Annotated in this window: 14 protein-coding genes; 6 read left to right on the top strand and 8 right to left on the bottom strand. The window is 70.9% G+C overall.

Features of this window, described 5'->3' with window-relative positions; genetic code table 11:
• The first annotated feature begins 57 nt into the window (after positions 1 to 57).
• Complete coding sequence (locus ACZ7PG_RS37515) at positions 58 to 1119, top strand: LacI family DNA-binding transcriptional regulator (RefSeq protein ID WP_470243928.1); 1062 nt, start codon at positions 58 to 60, stop codon at positions 1117 to 1119.
• A gap of 30 nt (positions 1120 to 1149) precedes the next feature.
• On the opposite strand, the gene ACZ7PG_RS37510 is transcribed toward ACZ7PG_RS37515, so the two are convergent.
• The 4 genes from ACZ7PG_RS37510 to ACZ7PG_RS37495 are packed head-to-tail and all read right to left on the bottom strand — an operon-like array spanning position 1150 to position 7231.
• Complete coding sequence (locus ACZ7PG_RS37510; protein WP_470243927.1) at positions 1150 to 4128, bottom strand: glycosyl hydrolase 115 family protein; 2979 nt, start codon at positions 4126 to 4128, stop codon at positions 1150 to 1152.
• 15 nt (positions 4129 to 4143) lie between these two features.
• Positions 4144 to 4968 (bottom strand): carbohydrate ABC transporter permease, encoded by an 825-nt coding sequence (locus ACZ7PG_RS37505; RefSeq protein ID WP_470243926.1) that lies wholly within the window; start codon positions 4966 to 4968, stop codon positions 4144 to 4146.
• Positions 4968 to 5939, bottom strand: coding sequence for a carbohydrate ABC transporter permease (locus ACZ7PG_RS37500; protein WP_470243925.1), 972 nt, complete (start codon positions 5937 to 5939; stop codon positions 4968 to 4970). The genes ACZ7PG_RS37505 and ACZ7PG_RS37500 overlap by 1 nt, the downstream gene beginning before the upstream one ends.
• Positions 5936 to 7231: an extracellular solute-binding protein gene (locus ACZ7PG_RS37495; protein WP_470243924.1), complete on the bottom strand. Its 1296-nt coding sequence runs from the start codon at positions 7229 to 7231 to the stop codon at positions 5936 to 5938. The genes ACZ7PG_RS37500 and ACZ7PG_RS37495 overlap by 4 nt, the downstream gene beginning before the upstream one ends.
• 134 nt (positions 7232 to 7365) lie before the next feature.
• Between ACZ7PG_RS37495 and ACZ7PG_RS37490 the strand changes: the two genes are divergently transcribed.
• From ACZ7PG_RS37490 to ACZ7PG_RS37475, 4 genes are all read left to right on the top strand, one after another.
• A complete protein-coding gene (locus tag ACZ7PG_RS37490) occupies positions 7366 to 8376 on the top strand; it encodes a LacI family DNA-binding transcriptional regulator (RefSeq protein ID WP_470243923.1) in 1011 nt (336 codons plus the stop codon).
• Between the two features lie 29 nt (positions 8377 to 8405).
• On the top strand, positions 8406 to 10703 hold the full coding sequence (locus ACZ7PG_RS37485; protein ID WP_470243922.1) for a beta-xylosidase/alpha-l-arabinosidase: 2298 nt from the start codon (positions 8406 to 8408) through the stop codon (positions 10701 to 10703).
• Positions 10700 to 11917, top strand: a complete 1218-nt coding sequence (locus ACZ7PG_RS37480) for an SGNH/GDSL hydrolase family protein (protein WP_470243921.1) — start codon at positions 10700 to 10702, stop codon at positions 11915 to 11917. The genes ACZ7PG_RS37485 and ACZ7PG_RS37480 overlap by 4 nt, the downstream gene beginning before the upstream one ends.
• Positions 11918 to 12178: 261 nt before the next feature.
• A complete protein-coding gene (locus ACZ7PG_RS37475; RefSeq protein ID WP_470243920.1) occupies positions 12179 to 12916 on the top strand; it encodes an Asp23/Gls24 family envelope stress response protein in 738 nt (245 codons plus the stop codon).
• 45 nt (positions 12917 to 12961) lie between these two features.
• Here ACZ7PG_RS37475 and ACZ7PG_RS37470 read toward each other — a convergent pair whose 3' ends face one another.
• Positions 12962 to 13525: a dihydrofolate reductase family protein gene (locus tag ACZ7PG_RS37470; RefSeq protein WP_470243919.1), complete on the bottom strand. Its 564-nt coding sequence runs from the start codon at positions 13523 to 13525 to the stop codon at positions 12962 to 12964.
• 99 nt (positions 13526 to 13624) lie between these two features.
• Between ACZ7PG_RS37470 and ACZ7PG_RS37465 the strand changes: the two genes are divergently transcribed.
• Positions 13625 to 14560 (top strand): 3-oxoacyl-ACP synthase III family protein, encoded by a 936-nt coding sequence (locus tag ACZ7PG_RS37465; RefSeq protein ID WP_470243918.1) that lies wholly within the window; start codon positions 13625 to 13627, stop codon positions 14558 to 14560.
• On the opposite strand, the gene ACZ7PG_RS37460 is transcribed toward ACZ7PG_RS37465, so the two are convergent.
• The 3 genes from ACZ7PG_RS37460 to ACZ7PG_RS37450 are packed head-to-tail and all read right to left on the bottom strand — an operon-like array spanning position 14532 to position 19908.
• Positions 14532 to 17636 carry an ATP-binding protein gene (locus ACZ7PG_RS37460; RefSeq protein ID WP_470243917.1) on the bottom strand — a complete coding sequence of 1035 codons (3105 nt, stop codon included), beginning with the start codon at positions 17634 to 17636 and terminating at the stop codon, positions 14532 to 14534. The two genes, ACZ7PG_RS37465 and ACZ7PG_RS37460, sit on opposite strands and share 29 nt — an antisense overlap.
• Positions 17636 to 18277: a hypothetical protein gene (locus tag ACZ7PG_RS37455; protein WP_470243916.1), complete on the bottom strand. Its 642-nt coding sequence runs from the start codon at positions 18275 to 18277 to the stop codon at positions 17636 to 17638. The genes ACZ7PG_RS37460 and ACZ7PG_RS37455 overlap by 1 nt, the downstream gene beginning before the upstream one ends.
• Positions 18274 to 19908, bottom strand: a complete 1635-nt coding sequence (locus tag ACZ7PG_RS37450; protein ID WP_470243915.1) for a CATRA system-associated protein — start codon at positions 19906 to 19908, stop codon at positions 18274 to 18276. Before ACZ7PG_RS37450 ends, ACZ7PG_RS37455 begins: the two co-directional genes overlap by 4 nt.

Here is a 19908-nt window from a genome sequence, read left to right as displayed (position 1 = left end):
TTTTCCGAAAGTTTCGAGGAGTGTCAATTCGGGTTTCGATGACCTAGAATCTCCTTCATGACAACGAAGTCAGATGATCCCGAGCCTGCCGACCCCCGGGTCACCATCGCCCGGATCGCCGCCGAGACCGGGGTTTCCGTCCCGACTGTTTCGAAGGTGCTCAACGGCCGTCCCGACGTCGCCGAAAGCACCCGCGCCCGCGTGGAAGCGGTCATCGGGAAATACGGTTACCGCCGTCGCGCCGACGAACGGTCCCGCCGTTCGCGACTGCTGGAACTGATGTTCCACGAACTCGAAAGCACGTGGGCACTCGAAATCATCCGCGGGGTCGAGTGCGTCGCCCGCGAAAACGGAATGGCGGTCGTGCTCGCGGAATCGTCGGGCCGCCACACGCCGGGGCAGAGCTGGCTGGAAAGCGTCCTGGCGCGGCGGCCGGTGGGCATCGTTTCGGTGTGTTCGGATTTCACCGGCGGGCAGCTGGCGAAGCTGCGCGCCCGCGACATCCCGCTCGTCGTGGTCGACCCGGCCGGCGCGCCGGGCCCGGAGACGCCCTCGATCGGGGCCACGAACTGGCAGGGCGGCCTGACCGCGACCCGCCACCTGGTGGAGCTGGGGCACCGCCGGATCGCGATGATCGGCGGCCCGGACGGAGTGTTGTGCAGCCGAGCCCGCATCGACGGCTACCGCACAGCGCTGGAGACGGCGGGTCTGGCCTTCGACCCGGCCTTGGTCCGCCGCGGCGACTTCCACGTCCGATCGGGCTACCGCGAGCTGGCATCATTGCTGACCCTCCCCGACCGCCCGACAGCGGTGTTCGCGGGCAGCGACCTGCAGGCACTGGGGGTGTACGAGGCAGCCCGCGACGCGGGGTTGCGCATCCCGGACGACCTGAGCGTGATCGGCTTCGACGACCTCCCGGTGGCCCGCTGGCTGACGCCCGAGCTGACCACGATCCGCCAGCCACTGCAGGAGATGGCGGCCGCGGGGGCAAGGCTGGCGATCTCGCTGGCGCGGGGGACGCACCCCGAGAGCCACCGGCTCGAGCTGGCGACGAGTCTGGTGGTCCGGCACAGTACGGCTGCGCCGGCGCACCAGGTGGTTTCGGCCGGCCGGGGATAACTGCGCGCCGATGGACTTCGGCAGCCCCGCTCATCCCGGCCACCGCATGCTCTCCGGCGGTCCCAGGTAACTAGGCCTCAGCCCGCCCGTGTCGACCACCAGCTTCCGGACCACCACCGCCGGGTCGACCATCCACACCTTCAGCACGTGCGGCCCGGCCGCCTCCACCACGTGGCGCGTCGAGGTCAGGTTCACGTTGTCCGACGTCGTCCGCTCCCACTGGCGGTTCATCGTCATGTCATCCGCGCCGGTCGCGCGCGTGATGTTCACGACCTGCGGTGCCGCGTCGTCGAACGACACCGCGTACCTCAGTCCGTCGCCCGGCAACACGTTGCTGCGCGGGGACAAGTGGGCCCACACCGTCACCGGGCCCGCCGTGAACAGCGTCATCCGGTACTCCAGCCGCGGCCCCGCGCCCACCGCCCGGCTCGCGGCCGTCACCGGGAACGGCGTCATCCCCAGATCCGGCACCAAACGCCACGACGCGTCCGGCGCACCGACGTTCGCGCTGCAGTGCTCGGCCTCCATCGACACGTACCCGCCGGCCTCGACGAACCCGCGTCGCCACGACGGCGGCGCCGACGGGTTGCGCACCACCGCGTCCACCACCACCGACTCCCCCGCGCCCGACACCGTGATCGGCACGGTCGTCGCGCCTCGGGGCGCCCGGCTCCAGTCGATCCGCACCGTCATCCGCAACTCCTCCCCCACCCGGCCGCCGCGCGGCTCGACCCGCACCCACGGCGCACCGGCGGAAACCGTGCACCGGAACGGCGTCCAGCCGCGGTTGAACACGTCGATGTACTGCGGTGGCGCGCTCTGGTACGGGCTGAACTCCGGCAGCACCGGACGTCCCGCGGCACCCGGCCACGCCTCCGACGCCCCGTCGACGGCGACGCCCAGCGAAGCCTCGACCGGCAGCGAAAGCCGCTTCACCGCCGGGAAGATGACGTCCGGCAGCGCGACGTTGTTCAGCTCCGGCTGCTGCCAGGGCGCGTTCGGGCCGTAGCGGGCGACGTCGCCGTAGTCGATGTGCGGCTGCGTCTGGAACCCGTTCCACTTGCCGCCCGCGATGCCGGTGTTGTACTTCTCCGCCAGCGCGAGGTCGTCGGCGAACCGGGCCTCGGTGACGGCCGCCAGCCCGTTCGCCGAAGCCCGCCCCTGGGCCGCGTAGAGCAGGTTCGTGAACTCCGCGCGCCGCAGCGCGTAGAGGTTCGCCGACGCCGTGACCTCGTACCCGACCAGTTCGTAGAAGGCGTCCCGATAGCCGGACGGCAGCCGCGCCGAGATACGCGACGTCCGCGTCGCCAGCGCCTGCCATTCGTCGGTGACCCGGTCCAGCTCGCCGTAGTTGACCAGGCTGAACGGCGTCGCCTGGTCGTCGTAGACGATCGTGCCGTCCGGCTGGAGCGTGATGCGCCGGTTCAGCAGCTCGGGCTTCCGACGGGACTGCAGCTTCCCGTAGTCGTGCAGCACACCGGCGATGTCCGACGCCAGAGCCGAACCGAAGTTCTCCGCCGCGAACTCACGCTCCCATGTGGACAATTGCGAAGCAGGCAGTGCCGCGGGGTCCCACGCGTAGTCTAAGAAGAACTGCAGGGGCAGCTCGTTGCCCTTCATGTCGCCGACGTTCGCGACCCACAGCCGGTCGTTCCCGTACGACGAAGCCTGGTGCAGCTGCTCCCACGTGTTCGCGATCAGCGCCGTGTCGACCCACTTGTAGTTGCGGCCGCCGCCGACGTAGTCGAAGTGGTAGTACAGCCCGTACCCGCCCGGGTGCGGCGGCAGCGAGAGGTCCGGGTGCTTGCGGATGTTGCCCCAGTTGTCGTCGGTGAAGACCACGATGACGTCGTCGGGTGGGCGCAGGCCCTGCGCCCAGTACCGCAGGACCTCCTTGTACAGCGTCCACACCTGCGGAACGTCCGTGCTCAGCTCGCGCGCCAGGATCTCCCGCTCGGCGGCGATGATCTCGCGCATCAGCTCGATGCCGTCGCCGTCGGGGAGGCTGACGTCGCCGTTTCCGCGCATGCCCAGCGTGACGACGCCTTCGAAGCCCTCGCGGGCCATCCGGCGGATGCCCTCGGTCCAGTAGGCCTTGATCGCTTCGCCGTTGCGGCGGAAGCTCCACTCGCCGGTGCCGCCGTACGGGTCGTGCCCGGGTGTCGCGTGCCGGTTCCACTCCTCGATTCCGCGCATCATCGGCGCCTCGTGCGAGGTGCCCATCACGACGCCGTACTCCTTGGCGGTCGCGTGGTTGAGCGGGTCGTCCTCGGCGAACGCGCGGCCCCACACCGCCGGCCACAGGTAGTTGGCCCGCAGCCGCAGCATCGTCTCGAAGACCTTGGCGAAGAAGAGGTGGTTGAAACCGCCCGGATAGCCCGGAGCGAGACCCGGCCCGAAGTACGCCGGGGCCCAGGTGCCGAGCGCGGGGTTCTCGTCGTTGATGAAGAACCCGCGGTACTTCACGTGCGGTGTGCCCAGGCTGAACCGCTCGCCCGGCAGGTGCAGCTCCGTCTTCCGGGCGGGCGGGACGTCGGCCCACCAGTACCAGGGCGAGACGCCGATGCGCCGCGAGACCTCGTAGACACCGTAGATCACGCCCCGCTGGTCGCTGCCGGTGAGCACCAGCCGTCCGTCGACGACCTGGCTGAGCGACGTCTCCCACTTCCCGGCGATGCCGCGGACGTCGAGCCGGCCGGCCGCGACCAGCGAGTCGACGAGCGGACTGTGGCCGAGCGTGCCGATCAGCACCACCGGCCCGTCGGCCGGAACCACCTCGGCGACGACGGGACGGACGCCGGTGACGCGCTCGACGTCGGCGGCCAGGTCGCCGGCCACCCGCCGGACCCCCGGCAGATCACCCGCCCCCACCACGATCGTCGCGGCCTTTCCCCGCGACACCAACGGGAACCCGGTACCGGCTTCGGCGAGGCTGGGCAGGGCGGCGGACCCCGCCCCGGCCAGGGCCATCAACTGCAAGAACGCACGGCGGTGGACCTCGGACGGCACGGCAGACCTCCTGAGTCAGCCCTTCACGGATCCGGTCAGCCCGCCGACGATGCGCCGTTCGGCGAGCACGAAGAACGCGAGTGCCGGGATCATCGACAGCGCGGTGAACGCGAGCACCCGGGCGGTGTCCTGGGAGTACTGGGTCCGGAACGTCGCGACGCCGAGCGGGAGCGTGAAGTGCGCGGAGTCGTTGAACACCAGCAGCGGCAACAGGTAGGCGTTCCAGCTGGTGACGAAGGCGAGCACGCCGACCGTGGTGAGCGCCGGCGCCGACAGCGGCAGCAGGATGCGCCAGAAGAACCCGAGCCTGCTCGCGCCGTCGAGCACGGCGGCGTCCTCGAGCTCACCCGGGATGGCGTGCATGAACGGGCGCAGGATCACGATCGTCACCGGCAGCGAAAACGCCGCTTCCGGGATCGCCACGCCCCAGAAGCTCTCGAGCATGCCCAGCTCGCGCAGCCACAGGTACAGCGGCAAGGTCGCCACGGTGAGCGGGAACAACAGGCCGAGCGTGAACAGCGTGTACAGCGCTTCACGGCCCTTGAACTGGTACCGCGACAGCGCGAACCCGGCCATCGACCCCAGGCCGACGGCGACGGCGGTCGCGATCACCGCGATCAGCGCGCTGTTCCCGAGGAACCCCCAGAACGCGCCCGAGCCGAGGACCGAAGCGTAGTTGTCCATGACCCACGGGCCGGGCAGCCCGGCCGGGTCGTTGTTGATCTGCGCGTTGGTGCGGAACCCGCCGAGCACGACGAACAGCAGCGGCACGACGGTCACGCCGAGCACGACGATCGCCGCGAGGTACCCGATCGAGAGGCCGAACTTGCGTGACCGCATCAGCCCGCCATCCTCGTCAGGGCGCCCTGGGTGTCCCGGCGCAGCGCGAATCGCTGGTACAGCAGCGCGAACAGGAAGCAGATGACGAAGAGGATGACCGCCACCGCCGAACCGAAACCGAACTCGTAGCGCTTGAAGCCGTGGTCGACCAGGTAGGTCGCCATCGTCGTCGACGCGTTCGCCGGCCCGCCCAGCGTCATGATCCACACGACGTCGAACAGCTGCAACGAGCCGATCACCGACAGGAAGATCCAGATCCGGATGGTCGGCCCGAGCAGCGGCAGCACGACGTGCCGGGTGGTCTGCCACGCCGACGCGCCGTCGAGCGCGGCGGCCTCGCGCAGCTCGGCGGGCACCCCCTGCAGGCCGGCGAGCAGCAGGATGATGCCGAAGCCGATGTACTTCCAGGTGATCACCGCGAACATCGTGTAGAGCACGATGCCCGGGTCGGCCAGCCACTGGTGGACCAGGCCGCCGAGCCCGGCCCCCTTCAGCACCTGGTCGGCGAACCCGTCCGGCTGGAGCATGAGCACCCAGATCACCGCGGTGATCGCCTCGGAGAGGACGTACGGCGCGAACACCAGGGAGCGCAGCACCGCGCGTCCCCGGAGCTTGCGGTTGAGCAGCATCGCCAGGCCGATCGACAGCGGCAGCTGCACCACGATCGACAGCCCGGCGATGATCAGGTTGTGCACGATCGCGCCCTGGAACACTTCACCGCTGAAGGCGTCGACGTAGTTGTCGAGACCGATGAAGTCGTCGAGCGGGCCGAAGCCGTTCCACTGGAACAGGCTGTAGAACGCGGCGATCCCGATCGGTACCAGGACGAAGCCGACGAACACCAGCAGGGCCGGCCCGAGCAGGATCGTCAGCTCGAGCCGCTTGCCCAGGCCGGAACGCTTCGCACGGCGGCCCGCCGCCGGTGCGGACGGCCGGGCAGCCGTCCGCACCGGCGTCGTCGCCGTGGTCACTTGTTGCCCGCCGCGGCCTGGTTGACGGCCGTCACGATGCCTTCGGGGGTGCCCTGGCCGGCGAACATGTTCGCCACCGCGTCGTTCAGCGCGGCGCCGACCGCGGTCGGGAACGCCCGGTCGAAGTACATCTGCAGGTACGGCGACTTCGTGCCGTAGTCGTAGACGGCTCGCAGCGTGTCGGTCTTCAGCGACTTCGCGGCGACGGTGTTGACCGGCAGGCCGGCCCCCTGCGCGGCGAGCTGCGTCTGCACCGGCTCGCTGCCCAGGTACTGCAGGAAGTCCGCGCACGCCTTGGAGGCGCGAGTCGTGCAGGCGAAGCCGTCACCACCGCCGAGCACGGCCGCCGGGTCGCCCTGGCCGCCCGCCACCGACGGGAACGGGAACCAGCCGACCTTCGAGTCGAGCTGCTTGTCCTCGGTCAGTGCCGACATCGTGCCGGGCTCCCAGTCGCCCTGGAGCTCCATCGCGGCCTTGCCGTTGGCGACGAGCCCGGCGGAGCTGCCCGCGCCCTGCTGGGCCGGCGTGCCGGCGAACCCGGTCTGGAACGGCTGGGTGGCCAGGAAGCTCTTCAGGTCCTGACCGGCCTTCGTCCAGCACGGGTCCTCGAGCTTGACCGCCTTGACCGACTGCTTGAGCACGTCGACCGAGCATTCGCGGATGGCGAAGTAGTTGAAGTAGAAGGCGTCGGGCCAGCGGTCCTTGCCGCCGACGGAGATCGGCGCGATGCTCTTGGCCTTCAGCTTGGTGACCGCGGCGTTCAGGTCGTCCATCGTGACCGGCGGAGAAGTGATCCCGGCCTGGGTGAACAGGTCCTTGCGGTACCAGAAGCCGACGAAGTGCTGCTCGAACGGGACCCCGTACTGCTTGCCGTCGACCTGCCAGTTCTCGCCGAACTTGCCGGTGGTCTGGGTGATCCACGACTTCGTGGCGTCGGTGATGTCGGCGACCTTGCCCGAGGTGATCTGCGAGGCCAGGTCACCGGCGCCCCAGGACTGGTAGACGTCCGGCGGCTCGGCGCCCTGCAGGGCGAGCGGGACCTTGGTGGGGAAGTCCTCGTTCTGCAGCGGCTGGGCCTTGATCGTGACGTCCGGGTGCGCTTGGTGGTAGTCGGTGACGACCTTCTCCCAGATCGACTTGATCGGGTCGGTGGTGCCGTTGTGCCACCAGGTGAGGGTGACCGGACCGCTCGGCTGCGCGGGTGCGTCGCTCCCCCCGCTGCACGCGGAGAGCGCGAGCGGAACGACGGCCGCCAGGGCGGCGAGAACGGGGATCCGGCGTTTGACAGACATCGTGGGTCCACTCCTGACGACTTCGGCCGAGTAGGACGGGGCGCGACGGCACCCGGGTTGGCGAAGAGTTTGCTCCCGGGCAAATCGGATGTCAATCGTTGTCGATAACGTTTTACATGGCTAGTCTGAGCCCCATGCAGCCCAGTTCGAGGGTGACCATCCGTGACGTCGCGGCCCACGCCGGCGTCTCGGTGGCCACAGTTTCCAAGGTGATCAACGAGCGCTACGGCGTCTCCGCCGCGACGCTCGCGAAGGTCCGCGCGGTGATCGAAGAGCTCGGCTACGAGGCGAGTCTCGTGGCGCAGAGCCTGAGAAACCACCGGACCAACGTGATCGGGATCCTGGTCGCCGACCTCGAACCGTTCTCCACCGAGCTGCTCAAGGGCGCCGCGGACGCCATCCGCGGCAGCGGGTTCGAGCTCGTCGTCTACTCCGCCGGTGGGCGCACCGGCGACCCGAAGGGCTGGGAAAAGCGTTACCTGTCCAGGCTTTCCGGCACTCTCGTCGACGGCGCCGTGCTGGTCACGCCGGCCGTCTCGCTCGAAGCCGTGCCGGGCACGCCGGTCGTCGCGGTCGACCCGCACACCGGGCCGTCGCACCTGCCCACCATCGACTCCGACAACCTCCGTGGCGCGCAGCTGGCCACCGAGCACCTCCTCGACCTGGGCCACCGGCGGATCGGGTTCCTCGCCGGCCGGCCCGACCTCGAATCGGCGTCGCTGCGCAAGGCGGGCTACCTGCGGGCACTGGAAGCCGCGGGCGTGCCGGCCGACGAGAACCTGATCCGGATCGGCGCCTACGACCCGGAAGTCTCCGCGGCCTCGGCCCACGACCTGCTGACCGGCCCGGACCGCCCCACCGCGGTGTTCGCCGCGAACGACATCTCGGCCATCGCGACCGTCGGCGCGGCCCGCGAGCTGGGACTTTCCGTGCCCGACGACCTTTCCGTGGTCGGCTTCGACAACGTCCCCGAGTCCGCGCTCTGCAGCCCGCCACTGACCACAGTGGACCAGCCGATCCGGGAGATGGGGCACCGGGCGATCAGCATGCTCATCGCGCTGATCAACGGCGACGAGGTCGAGCGCACCCACGTCACCCTCGACACCGGCCTGGTGGTGCGCAGTTCGACCCGGGCCCTCCCCTGAACCCCCCTCCTGACGAAGGGCAGAACGCCTTGACCACGCAGCCTGCCGCGGCCCCCGAGCCGTGGCGCGACCCCGCGGCCGACCCGGGCGAACGCGTCCGCGCCCTGATGGGGCGCATGACCCCGCGCGAAAAGATCGCCCAGCTCTACGGTGTCTGGGTCGGCATCGACGCCGGCGGGGAGATGGCGCCGCACCAGCACGACTTCGTCGACGCCGCGGTCGACCTCGACGACCTCGTCCGCCACGGCATCGGGCAGCTGACCCGCGTCTTCGGCACCCGGCCGGTCGACCCGCTGATCGGCGCGCACAGCCTCGCGCGCACGCAGCGCCAGATCGTCTCCAGCAACCGGTTCGGCATCCCCGCCGTCGTGCACGAGGAATGCCTGACCGGCTTGGCCGCCTGGCAGGCGACGATCTACCCGGCCCCGCTGTCCTGGGGCGCGACGTTCGACCCGGATCTCGTGCGGCGGATGGCGGCGCAGATCGGGCTGACCATGCGCGGACTGGGTGTGCACCAAGGCCTCGCGCCGGTCCTCGACGTCGCGCGGGACCTGCGCTGGGGCCGCGTCGAAGAGACGATCGGCGAGGACCCGTACCTGGTCGGGACGATCGGCGCCGCGTACGTCGCCGGGCTCGAGTCGGCCGGGGTGATCTCGACGCTGAAGCACTTCGTCGGGTACTCCGCTTCGCGCGCCGGGCGCAACCTGGCCCCGGTTTCGGCCGGGCCGCGCGAGGTCGCCGACGTCCTGCTCCCGCCGTTCGAGCTGGCGCTGCGCGCGGGCGCCCGGTCGGTGATGAACGCCTACACCGACACCGACGGCGTCCCGTCCGCCGCCGACACGTCCCTGCTGACCGGCCTGCTGCGCGACACCTACGGGTTCACCGGCACGGTCGTCGCCGACTACTTCTCCGTCGCGTTCCTGCACCGGCTGCACGGCGTCGCGGCCGACCGCGGCGACGCGGCCGGCCAGGCGCTGACCGCGGGCATCGACGTGGAACTGCCCACCATGGACTGCTACGGCGAGCCGCTGCTCGCCGCGGTGGAAGGGGGCGCGGTCGACGCCGCCGCCGTCGACCGTGCCCTCGAACGGGTGCTGCGGCAGAAGTGTGAGCTCGGGCTGCTCGACGCGGACTGGGCACCGGAGGTGCCCGAGGAGGTCGACCTCGACGACGCTCCTTCGCGGGCGTTGGCGCGTGAGGTGGCCGAAAAGTCGATCGTGCTGCTGCACAACGACGGGACCCTGCCCCTCTCCCCCGGCACCCCCGTCGCCGTCGTCGGACCGCGCGCGGACACGGCGGGCGCGATGCTCGGCTGTTACTCGTTCCCGCTGCACGTCGGCGTCCACCACCCGGACGTCCCGTTCGGTGTCGCGGTGCCGACGGTGGTGGAGGCGCTGCGGTCGTCCTTCGACGTCACCTACGCGCTGGGCGTCCCGGTCGTCGGGGGCGACGACGCCGGGATCGAGGAAGCCGTGGCGGCCTGTGCGTCTTCCTCCGTCTGCGTGGCCGTCCTCGGTGACCGCGCGGGACTGTTCGGCGGCGGGACGTCCGGGGAGGGCTGCGACGCGCCGGACCTGCGGCTGCCGGGCCGGCAGGAAGAACTCCTCGAAGCCCTGCTCGCCACCGGCAAGCCGGTCGTGGTGGTCCTGCTCTCGGGACGCCCCTACGAGCTTTCGCGGCAGATCGACCGGCTGGCCGCCGTGGTCAGCGGGTTCTACCCCGGCGAAGAGGGCGCGCCGGCGCTCGAAGGTGTCCTCAGTGGACGGATCGACCCGTCCGGCCGGCTGCCGGTGAGCTTCCCGGCGGCCGGGGCCAGCCAGCCCTCGACGTACCTCGCGGCGCCGCTCGGCCGCCGCAGCGAGGTCAGCACGGTCGACCCCACGGCGTTGTTCCCGTTCGGGCACGGGTTGTCCTACGCGCCCGCGACCTGGGTGGACGTGAGCGCGACGGGTTCGCTGTGGCCGACCGACGGCGTGTGCCGGGTCCGGGTGACGCTGCGCAACGACCACTCGCGGCCCGCGACGGAAGTCGTCCAGGTGTACCTGCACGACCCGGTGGCGGAGGTCGTGCGCCCCGAGCGCCAGCTGATCGCGGCGCGCCGGGTTTCGCTGGAGCCGGGCGCGACGGTCGTCGTCGACATCGGCCTGCACGCGGACCTGACGTCGTACACGGGCCGGTCGGGCCGGCGGCTGGTCGAGCCCGGCGACGTCGAGCTGCGGGTCGGGACGTCGAGCGAGCAGTTCGTGGCGACCCTGCATTGCACGCTCACCGGGGACCGCCGTTACGTCGGCTTCGACCGCGTCCTGGCGCCGGAGTTCGGGTCATGAGACGGACCGCGGTCATCGTCGTCCTGGCCGTGTTGACCGCGTTGTTCGTCGGCGCGTCCGGGCACCCGCCCGCGTCGCGCTGGGTGGCGACCTGGACGTCGATGCCGCAGCTGACCGAGCCGTCGAACCTGCCGCCGGCGCCATACACGGGCACCGACCGCGTGCTGGACAACGCTTCCCTGCGCCAGACGGCGCACGTGTCGGTGGGCGGCCCGCGGATCCGCCTGCGGTTCTCGAACGCCTTCGGCGGGGCGCCGCTGCCGTTGACCGCCGTCTCGGTGGCCCGTCCGCTCGACGGGCGCGCGGGGGTTCCGGCGGTGGCTCCCGGCAGCGTGCTGCCGGTGACGTTCCACGGCAAGCCGTCGGCGACGGTTCCGGTGGGCGCGCAGGTGGTGTCGGACCCGCTGCCGTTCCCCGTGCGGCCCTTCGAGAACATCACGGTGACGGCGTACCTGGCGCACGGTCAGGGTTCGCTGTCGATCACCTCCCACCCGGGCTCCCGCACGACGTCCTACCTGGTGCCGGGCAACCAGGTCGCCGCCGCGGACCTGACCGGCGCGACCCCGGTGGACCACTGGTACTTCCTGAGCGGCATCGAGGTGCTCTCGCCGGCGTCGGCGGTCGCGGTGATCGGCGACTCGCTGTCCGACGGCCGCGGTTCGACGACCAACGGCAACGACCGCTGGCCGGACGTGCTGGCGTCGCGGCTGTCGTCGGCGGTGGTCAACCAGGCCGCGGGCGGCAACCGGGTGCTGCAGGACGGCCTGGGCCCGAACGTCCTGGCCCGCCTGGACCGCGACCTCCTGGCGCAGAGCGGGGTTTCGCGGGCGATCGTGTTCGAGGGGATCAACGACCTCGGCACGGCGGTCCCCGAGACGGCCGCGGCCACGGCGTCGGACCTGATCGACGCGTACGACCAGATCCTGACCCGCGCCCACGCGGCGGACATCCAGGTGTACGGCGCGACGTTGACCCCGTTCGGCGGCAACTCCGCCTACGACAACCCTTCGCGCGAGGCAGCCCGGATTTCGGTGAATACCTGGATCCGCGGCCATTTCGACGCGGTCCTCGACTTCGACCGCGTGGTCCGCGACCCGTCATCGCCGACGCGCCTGCTGCCCGCGTACGACGTCGGCGACCACCTGCACCTCAACCCGGCCGGGTATCGCGCTTTGGGCACGAGCGTTCCCGCGGGGCTATTCCGGAATGACTGACGGAATGCCCACTGGCCGGAAAGTGGACAATTCCTGGACGCCATTTCCGCGTCGGCATCACTGATCGCTCACCCCGGCCTGACGGACCGTGATCACAGGTCCAGTCAACCGGGAGAGCGTTGTCTCGCGCCGGATATCTGTTGGGACACAAGCGAGTCTCGAACCCGGGGGTCTGTGTCGGGGATCACGGTCGTTACCCCTATAGTGTCGCCGTCTCCGCTGATCCCCATCCGCAGTCGTCGCTCCCGAAAAGGGGAAAACATGTCCGACGTCATCAACAGCATCTTCGGTCGCGCCCAGAACGAAACGCCCAGTTCAGAAGGTTACGGCTACGGCACCGCCGCCACCGAGACCGTGGCGGCCGACACCACCGAGACCGTCGAGCCGGCCGAGGACACCACCGAGACCGAGGACGCCGTCGACGAGACCACCGACGTGGACGAAGCCGACGACTCCGCTGACGACGCCGCCGCCGAGGACACCGACTCCGTCGAGGCGGAGACCGAAGAGGACGTCACCGACGAGGCTTCCGACGAAGCGGTCGCGGACGAGGTCGCCGACGAAGAGTCCGACGAGGACACCGACTCCGCCGACACCGCCGATGAAGCTGTCGCGGTGGAGTCCGAGGCCGCCGAGGAGGCGCCGGTGGCGGTCGCCACCGACGAGGCCCCCGTGGCCGAGGAAGCCGGTTCCCGGCCCGCCGCGGGCAACCGCGGCAGCACCACCGTCGCCGACGGCGTCGTCTCCAAGATCGTCATCCGCGTCGCCCGCAAGGCCGAAGGCGTGTACGAGCTCGACGAGGCCGGCACCTCCGTCGAGGTCGAAGGCGAGGTCGCCACGATCGCCGTCACGCTGGTGGTCGAGTTCGGGCGCGCGGTCAAGGCGCTGGCCGAGCAGATCCGCGTCCAGCTGGTCGAAGCCGTCGAAGACTACCTGGGCCTGGAGGTCGCCTCCGTGGACGTCCACGTCGCCGACATCCACTTCCCGGACGCCGACTGACCGCCCGCTCGGTCCCGGGGCGGCATCCCCGGGACCGGGCACCCGTCACCGGCGCACGGCGTACCGCAGGTGGAGTACGCCGCGATCCGCCAGCTGCCGCACCAGGTCCAGCTCGACCCGGTCCCCGTCGCCGAACAACCGGCGGCCGCCGCCGAGCAGCACCGGCACCACGTGCAGCTCCAGCTCGTCCAGCAGTCCCGCTTTCAGCAACGCCTGCGCGGCGCCCGCGCCGTGGACCATGACCCCGCGGTCGCCAGCCGCCTCGCGCGCTTCTTCCGCGCACGCCACCACATCCGTGTAGAACCGCGCGCTCCCGGGCGGCACGTCGGACGGGTCGACGTGGTGGGTCAGCACGTGGATCGGGACGCCATCGTGGTGATCGCCGCCCCAGCGGCCGGCCAGCTCGAACGTCCGCCGGCCGGAGATCAGCGCGCCCGTCGCCGTCGCTTCGGCGTAGACCTGCCCACTCGGCCCGTCGCCATCGCGGTCGTCGAGCCAGTCGAACAGCCGGAAGCCACCGCGTCCCATCTCCTGGCCCGGCCGGTCGTCGGGTCCGGCCACGAAGCCGTCGAGCGACGTGGACATGTACAGCCTGATCGGTCCGGTCATCGGTTCCTCCGTGTCGTCGTCACCAGTACGTCGAACGGGAGACGCCCGGATCGACCGCCCGGCGAGATGATCTCTCCACCGCCGGGGTGAAGACTCGTCATGAGCCACCGGGCGCCGGTCGGCGCGCTCATCGCCATCCGGAACGGCCTGTCGGTACCCGTGGCGATCACGGGCACGGGAGTCCACCTGCCGCCGGAGATCGCCACCAACGCCGAACTCGCTGCCACGCTGGACACTTCGGACGAGTGGATCATCAGCCGCACCGGCATCCGCACCCGCCGCCGTCTCGCGCCGGACCGGGCGACGTCGGACATGTGCGTGGCGGCGGCCCGCCCGGCACCGGCCGCAGCCGGCGTCACGGCCCGCGACGTCGACGCGATCATCGTGGGGACGTACACCCCCGACCAGCCACTGCCGTCGACGGCGCTGATCGTCAAGGACGCACTCGGCGCGGATCGCGCGCTGACCCTGGACATCACGCAGGCGGCGTGCGCCAACGGCGTCCAGGCGCTGTTGCTGGCCGCGCACCTGCTGCAGACGCCGGCGGCCCGGACGGTCCTGGTGCTGGCGGCGGACTGCGCGTCCCGCGTGACGAACCCGGAGGACCGTACGACGAGGGTGTTCTTCGGCGACGCGGCGGGCGCGGCGGTCTTGACGCACGCGTCGTCACCGCAGGGCGGCCTCCTGGGCTGGGACTTCGGCTCGGAGCTGTCCCGCGACGTCGAAATCCCGGCAGCGGGCTCGTATTTGAAGATGAACGGCCGGGCAGTCTGGAACACGGCGACCCGCTGCCTCCCGGACAGCATCCTCCGCGCGACGGACAACGCGGGCGTGCCGGTGGAGGAGGTCACGCACTTCTTCCTGCACCAGGCGAACACGGGTTCGGCGGGCGTGTTCACGGCGTTGCACGAGAGGTTCGGAGCGGGCGCGGTGTCGACCGGCGACACGTACGTGGTGTCGTCGATCGGCGCCGGTTTCCAGTGGGGCACCTTGTGTTTCCGCCACGCTATGCCTCCTCACCGCGGGCCCGGCTGATCACCTCCTCCAGCCGCAGCGGGCTGGCCGGGTGGTGGGACAGGCACAGCGGCGTCGCCACCTGGCGGAACCCGAACGCCTCCCCCGCCACGTAGAACTGGGCGCGCTCCAGGCGGGAGATGTCGGCGACGGGACTTCCCTTGGCCCGGGCCAGCTCGTTGGCCGCGGCGATCTGGGCCGGGCTGTTCAGGCGGCCGAAGAACTGCGTCATCGCGTTGCCGACCACCTGGTTGTGCAGGCCCTTCGGCGCCTGGGTGGCGAACAGCAGGCCCAGACCGTACTTGCGGGCCTGCGACGCGAGCACGATCGTGCTGCGCGTGCTCGCCGTCAGGCTGCCCGACGACGCCATCGTCTGGGCTTCGTCCATTACGAACAGTGCCCCCAGCGGCCGGTCGCCCGCCGGGTTGCGCTTGATCCACGCGAACAGCTCCATCTGCAGCTGATTGACGAAGTTCTGCCGCTGCTCGTCGGCCTGCAGACCGACGAAGCTGATCACCGACACCCGGGCCCGCTTGCCGGCCGCCGGGGTCAGCAGCACGCCCGGGTCGACCGGTTCGCCGCCGCCCGCGAAGAGCGGGTCGTTGACCATCGCCGCCTTGAGCACCTCGGCCAGCGCGGCCGCGATGCGCGGGGCGTCGTTGAGGTTGCTGACGTCGTCGGGCAGTTCGGTCAGCAGCTCGATGAGCTCGGGCAGGCTGCGCGACCCGGTCCGCGCGTGCCGGACGACCGCCTGCCGCAGCACCGCGAGGCCGATGTTCGTCTTCGCGGTGGTCCCGGTCAGCCGTGCCTGCGGCGCGAGGGTCGCGACGGCCACCTCGACCGCGGCCGCGAACTCGTCGGAGTCGTCGAGGACGCCGCCGAAGTCCGGCAGCGGCTGGAACGCCAGCGGCCGCCCGGTGGCCCGGCCCGGAGTCCAGACGACGACGTCGGTTTCGGCCAAGTAGCGTTTCGCGAGCTGAGCGTCGTCGGGTCCCCAGCCGTCGGGCGGAGTGGGCCAGGCGTCGCCGAGCCGGGCGAGGTCGTTGTTCGGGTCCAGGACGATCGCGGAGACCCCCAGCAGAGCGCACTCCTCCACGATCCGCCTGAGCAGCACGGTCTTCCCCGAACCGGACCCGGCGAAGACGGCGGCGTGCTTGCGGAGGGCGGAGAGCTCGACCCGCACCGGCTCCCCCGAGCCGACGACGCTGCCGAGCGTGATCTCCCCTTCAGCCGGCGGAGTCACCGTCACCGGCGGCGTCACGGTTGCCGGCGGCGGGTGGGTTCCTTCGGCGGGCTGCCCCGACGGCTTCTCCGGGAGCACCGCGGAGAGCAGGTCGGACCGGCTCGCGGGCCGCCGGTCGATCAGCCACTCGTGCAGCTCGCGGCCACCGGTGCCGAGCATCGTCTTCAGCGCCCAGAAGGTCCGCACATCCGTGTCGGTGAGCCGGATCGTCCGCCCACCGGCGGCGGTGAACTTCTCGACCTCCTCCCGCGTCTTGGCTCCGCGTCCCCAGACATCCCGCAGGATGACGAGATGCCGGTTGTCCGCCCCTTGCAGTTGCCCGGCGGCGGACCGGGCCTTCCGGAACCGGCTCAGCGCGGCCCGCGGATCCCGGGCCGCGATCGCCCGGAACGCCCAGTGCTCCTGCAGGTCCGCGGCCTCGTCAAGGGTCCGGGACAGCCAGGCGTGCACCTCACTGCGCCCGTTCTGGCGCTCACAGGACCATTCGAGGTCGTCGTCCCCGACCTCGGTGACCCAGCAGCGCAGGGCAGCGGAGAGGAGATCGGGCATCGCCTTGTCCACGGCCTTCTCGGCGAGCAGCTTCTCGGGTTCCGCTTCGGCCTGGAGCTTTTCGAACTCGGTGTCGAGATCGGCGAACCGATCGGTCTCGACCGCGGTGCGCACCGCGACGACCGGCACCACGGCTTGCTCATCGAAGGAAGCGAGTTCCTTGATCTGCCCGGCACGCAGGCACAGTTCGATGTGCGCGCCGATGCGCTTCAACAGCTGCCGAGGTGTCCACTGCTCCCAGAGCCCCGCGAACGCCTCGGACGCGACCGGCCAGGTCGGGTGCGGCGGAGTGAACCCCATGGCCTGATAAGCCACTCCGAGCCGCTTCGCCACCAGCGCCCGGCCGACTTCGGGGTCCAGGATCCGCCCGAGAGTCACCTGCTCCCGGAAGCGGTCCGGGACGGTGCCGGCCGCCTTCGTCTTGATCTGCTCCCAGGTGCTGGGCAAGCAGGCCAGAACAGTGAGGGTCTTGTGGGTGACCTCTCGCAGGCCCATGAGCCCGTCGGCGATCTTCGCCACGAGCAGGTCATCCGCGACGCCATCCTTCATCATGCCCTGCGTCGATCGGGCGACGAGGGTGTCGAGCTGGTCCACGGCGATCACGACCGGCCCCGTGAGCGCGAGCAGCCGCGTGATCTCCTGGACGAGCACTCGGGCGGGTTTCGGCCGCGAGTAGATGTTCCACTGGCGGGCCTCGGACGTCAGCTCGGTGTCGCCGTCGAGGTAGTCCTCACCGATGTACTTGGCGCCGCGGTCCCGGCTCGCGATCAGCACCAGGGCACGTGCGGTGTCCCCGCACTCGTCGGCGACCATCTCATCCAGGGACGCCACCCCATCGACGAATGCCTCTACGTCTTCAGGTGTGAGCCCGCGTCCGCGCCTGATCCTCGCCTCCACATCGGCATCGACGTGGGCACGCAGGCACACTCGCAGCAGGAACTTCTTCAGTTGCGACTCGCCCGAATCATCCGGGCGGGCCAGCCCCCGGCGCAGCGCCTCTGCCGTGTTCTCCCAGAACGCCTCGGCCGCGGTGACGTCGTCGAGGAAGAAGTACCCGCGCGCGCGGTGCGCCCGCCGCCGGACGAGACCCAGCAGGTGAGTCTTGCCGACACCCTTCTGCCCCTGCATCACGAGCCCGATCGGGCTCGGCCCGTCGCTGGCCACGGCGTCACGGATGCCCGTGTCGAGCGCGGCGAGCGCGTCGTCGTGCAGGCCGTCGACGTGGTACGGCGAGTCCCGCCAGACGTGGTCCGGCGTATCCGCCCAGTCGAAGCTCAGCGTCGCCAGTGCTTTGAGCTCGTCCATCATGACGCCTCGAAAGCGACGAAATGGTTGTCTTCGCCGGCGATGCGGATCGCCGCCTCGTGGTCGGCCGCGGTGAGCGCCTTGCGGTTGTCCTCCGGGACGAGGTGCACCTTGCCGGCGCGGCTCAGCTCCTTGAGCACCGCGTCGACCTCCGCCGCGGGTGCGCCGAGCTTCGGGCGCAGGTCCACCAGGCCGACCCAGCCCCGGGGTTCCCGCACCAGTTCGCGGTAGGCGACGCGGATGCGTTCCTCGAGATCTTCGACCGGCGCGGCCTCGACCGGACTCCCGCCCGACACAAAGACATCCGCCAGCCGCAGCTTCCGGCTGCGCAAGAACTCGTCGAAGCCCCCGAGCACGACGTAAAGCGCCGAGCAGAGAGTGCTCAGCGGCCGGGGCGGCGGCGGTGTCCCGGTCCCGATCTCCTGCTCGCACCACGCCCATCCGCTGTCGGTCAGCTGGTGGACGAACGAGCGCCCGACCTTCTCGCTGGCGACGTACCTGCTGTCATTCAGCTGGGTGCGGTCCTTGCCGGTGAGGGTGAAGCCCACCCGTTCCTGCAGTTCCTTGTTCGGCACCTCCCGGCCCAGCACCATCAGCGTGAACATCGCCGCGGTCTGCTTGTGGTTCAAGCGATCGGTCATCCGAGATCCTTCCGGTGGTTCGGCTTCGTCGTGGTTTGCGCGCGGGCATCCAGCGTCCGCAGGAGCCAGTCGATCGAGCGGCGGACCCTCGGCGGGGCCGCGTGGTGGTCGTCGCCGCCGGGGAAGCGCGGCTTCACCGCCACCGCCAGGTCCGCCGCCAGTTCGCGGGTTCGTCCGCTGTCGCCGCCGCCGACCGCCGGCTGCAGAGCCGTGACCAGCTCGTCCACCAGGTCCCAGCGGGAGGGGCGCAGCCGGGAGTCGCGGGCCTGGCCGAGCACTTCGGCGAGGTCTACGTCGTCGTCCGTGTCGATGAGCTGGGTGAAGCCCTTCAGCTGGCCGACCAGGTCGCGGGCGACTCCGTCCAGGCCGCGCGTGCCGCCGAGGCGCAGGTAGCGGAGATTGCCGACGTAGCCCGGCAGCCCGGCCGCGTCGGTGCCCGCGGTGAGGATCGGGATGACGCGCCGGTCCTGGCCGAGGGTGCGGTGCAGGAACAGCTCGACCTCGGCCGCCTGCCAGCGGCTCACCTTGCCGTCGACGAGCAGGCACAGGTGCCGCGCGTCGTCTTCGGCCCGTGCCAACAGGGACCGGTCGCCGGAAAGCGATTTCACCACCCGGACGCCCTGCTTCTTCAGCGCGGCGACCAGCCCGTCCGCCGTGCCGACCGCCGGACGCGGGATGCTGACCCGCAGGTCGTGCTTGAACTCGCGCCGGCTCGCGCGCACGGCGGCCACGTAGGCGTCGCGGTTCTCGGCCAGCAGGTCGGTGCGGTCGAGCCGGCTGGCGATCACCGCCGCGACGGTCTCGAGTGCGAACCCGATCTGGTCGGCGCTCGGCGTCTGTTCCGACAGCACCGGCAGCTGCTCGCCGAAACTCCAGTACGACACGTACGGCAGGGTGAGGTGACGGGCCATCGTCGCGGGCTCCACCGTCTGGTCGAGCCACGGCCGGTACAGCTCGGCCGTCTCGTCGACGACGATGCGGCGCCAGGTCTCCGACCGGTCGTACTCCTCCCGGTTGTCGAACCGCGACAGCACCGGCAGGACGGTCAGCCGCGCGCGGTCGAACGGCAGGAGGTTGCGCGCCGCGTCCGCGCGCCGCGCCGCCTCCATCGCGCCGAAGATGCTCTGGCGGTTCGCGGTGAACAGCAGGACGAGGTGGTCCGGCAGGTGCGCCGTGCAGATCCCGCCGATGTCGGAGATCCCGGTGCGGCTGTCGATGAGGACGAAGTCGTAGCGCGCGACCCACTGCTCGCGGCACTTCTCGAGGTACTCGCCGAACCCGTCGTCGTACAGCCGGTCCCAATCGATCTCCTGCACCTGCGTGACGTAGCCGGGCTCTTCGCTGCCGGCCGCGAGGAAATCGAGCACGCCGACGTCCGCCAGCCGCTGGACGTGCGCCTCCGGCTTGAACCGGCCCTGCCGGAAGTCGTCGACGAGGTCGACCACGCCCCCGCTCGGGCGCGTGGCCAGCCGCGGCCGGAAGTAGTCGCCGAGGCCGGGTGCCTCGAGGTCCCAGTCCAGGCAGAGCACGCGGTGACCCCACCGGGCGAGCAGCACGGCGATGTTGGCCAGGGTGAAGCTCCGGCCGACGCCGCCCTTGTAGGAGTAGAAGGTGAAGATCGATCCCGGCAT

This window comes from Amycolatopsis sp. NPDC114504 (assembly GCF_055633595.1).
Note: the sequence above shows the minus strand (reverse complement) of the source record. Positions and strands in the feature narration are given on the sequence as shown.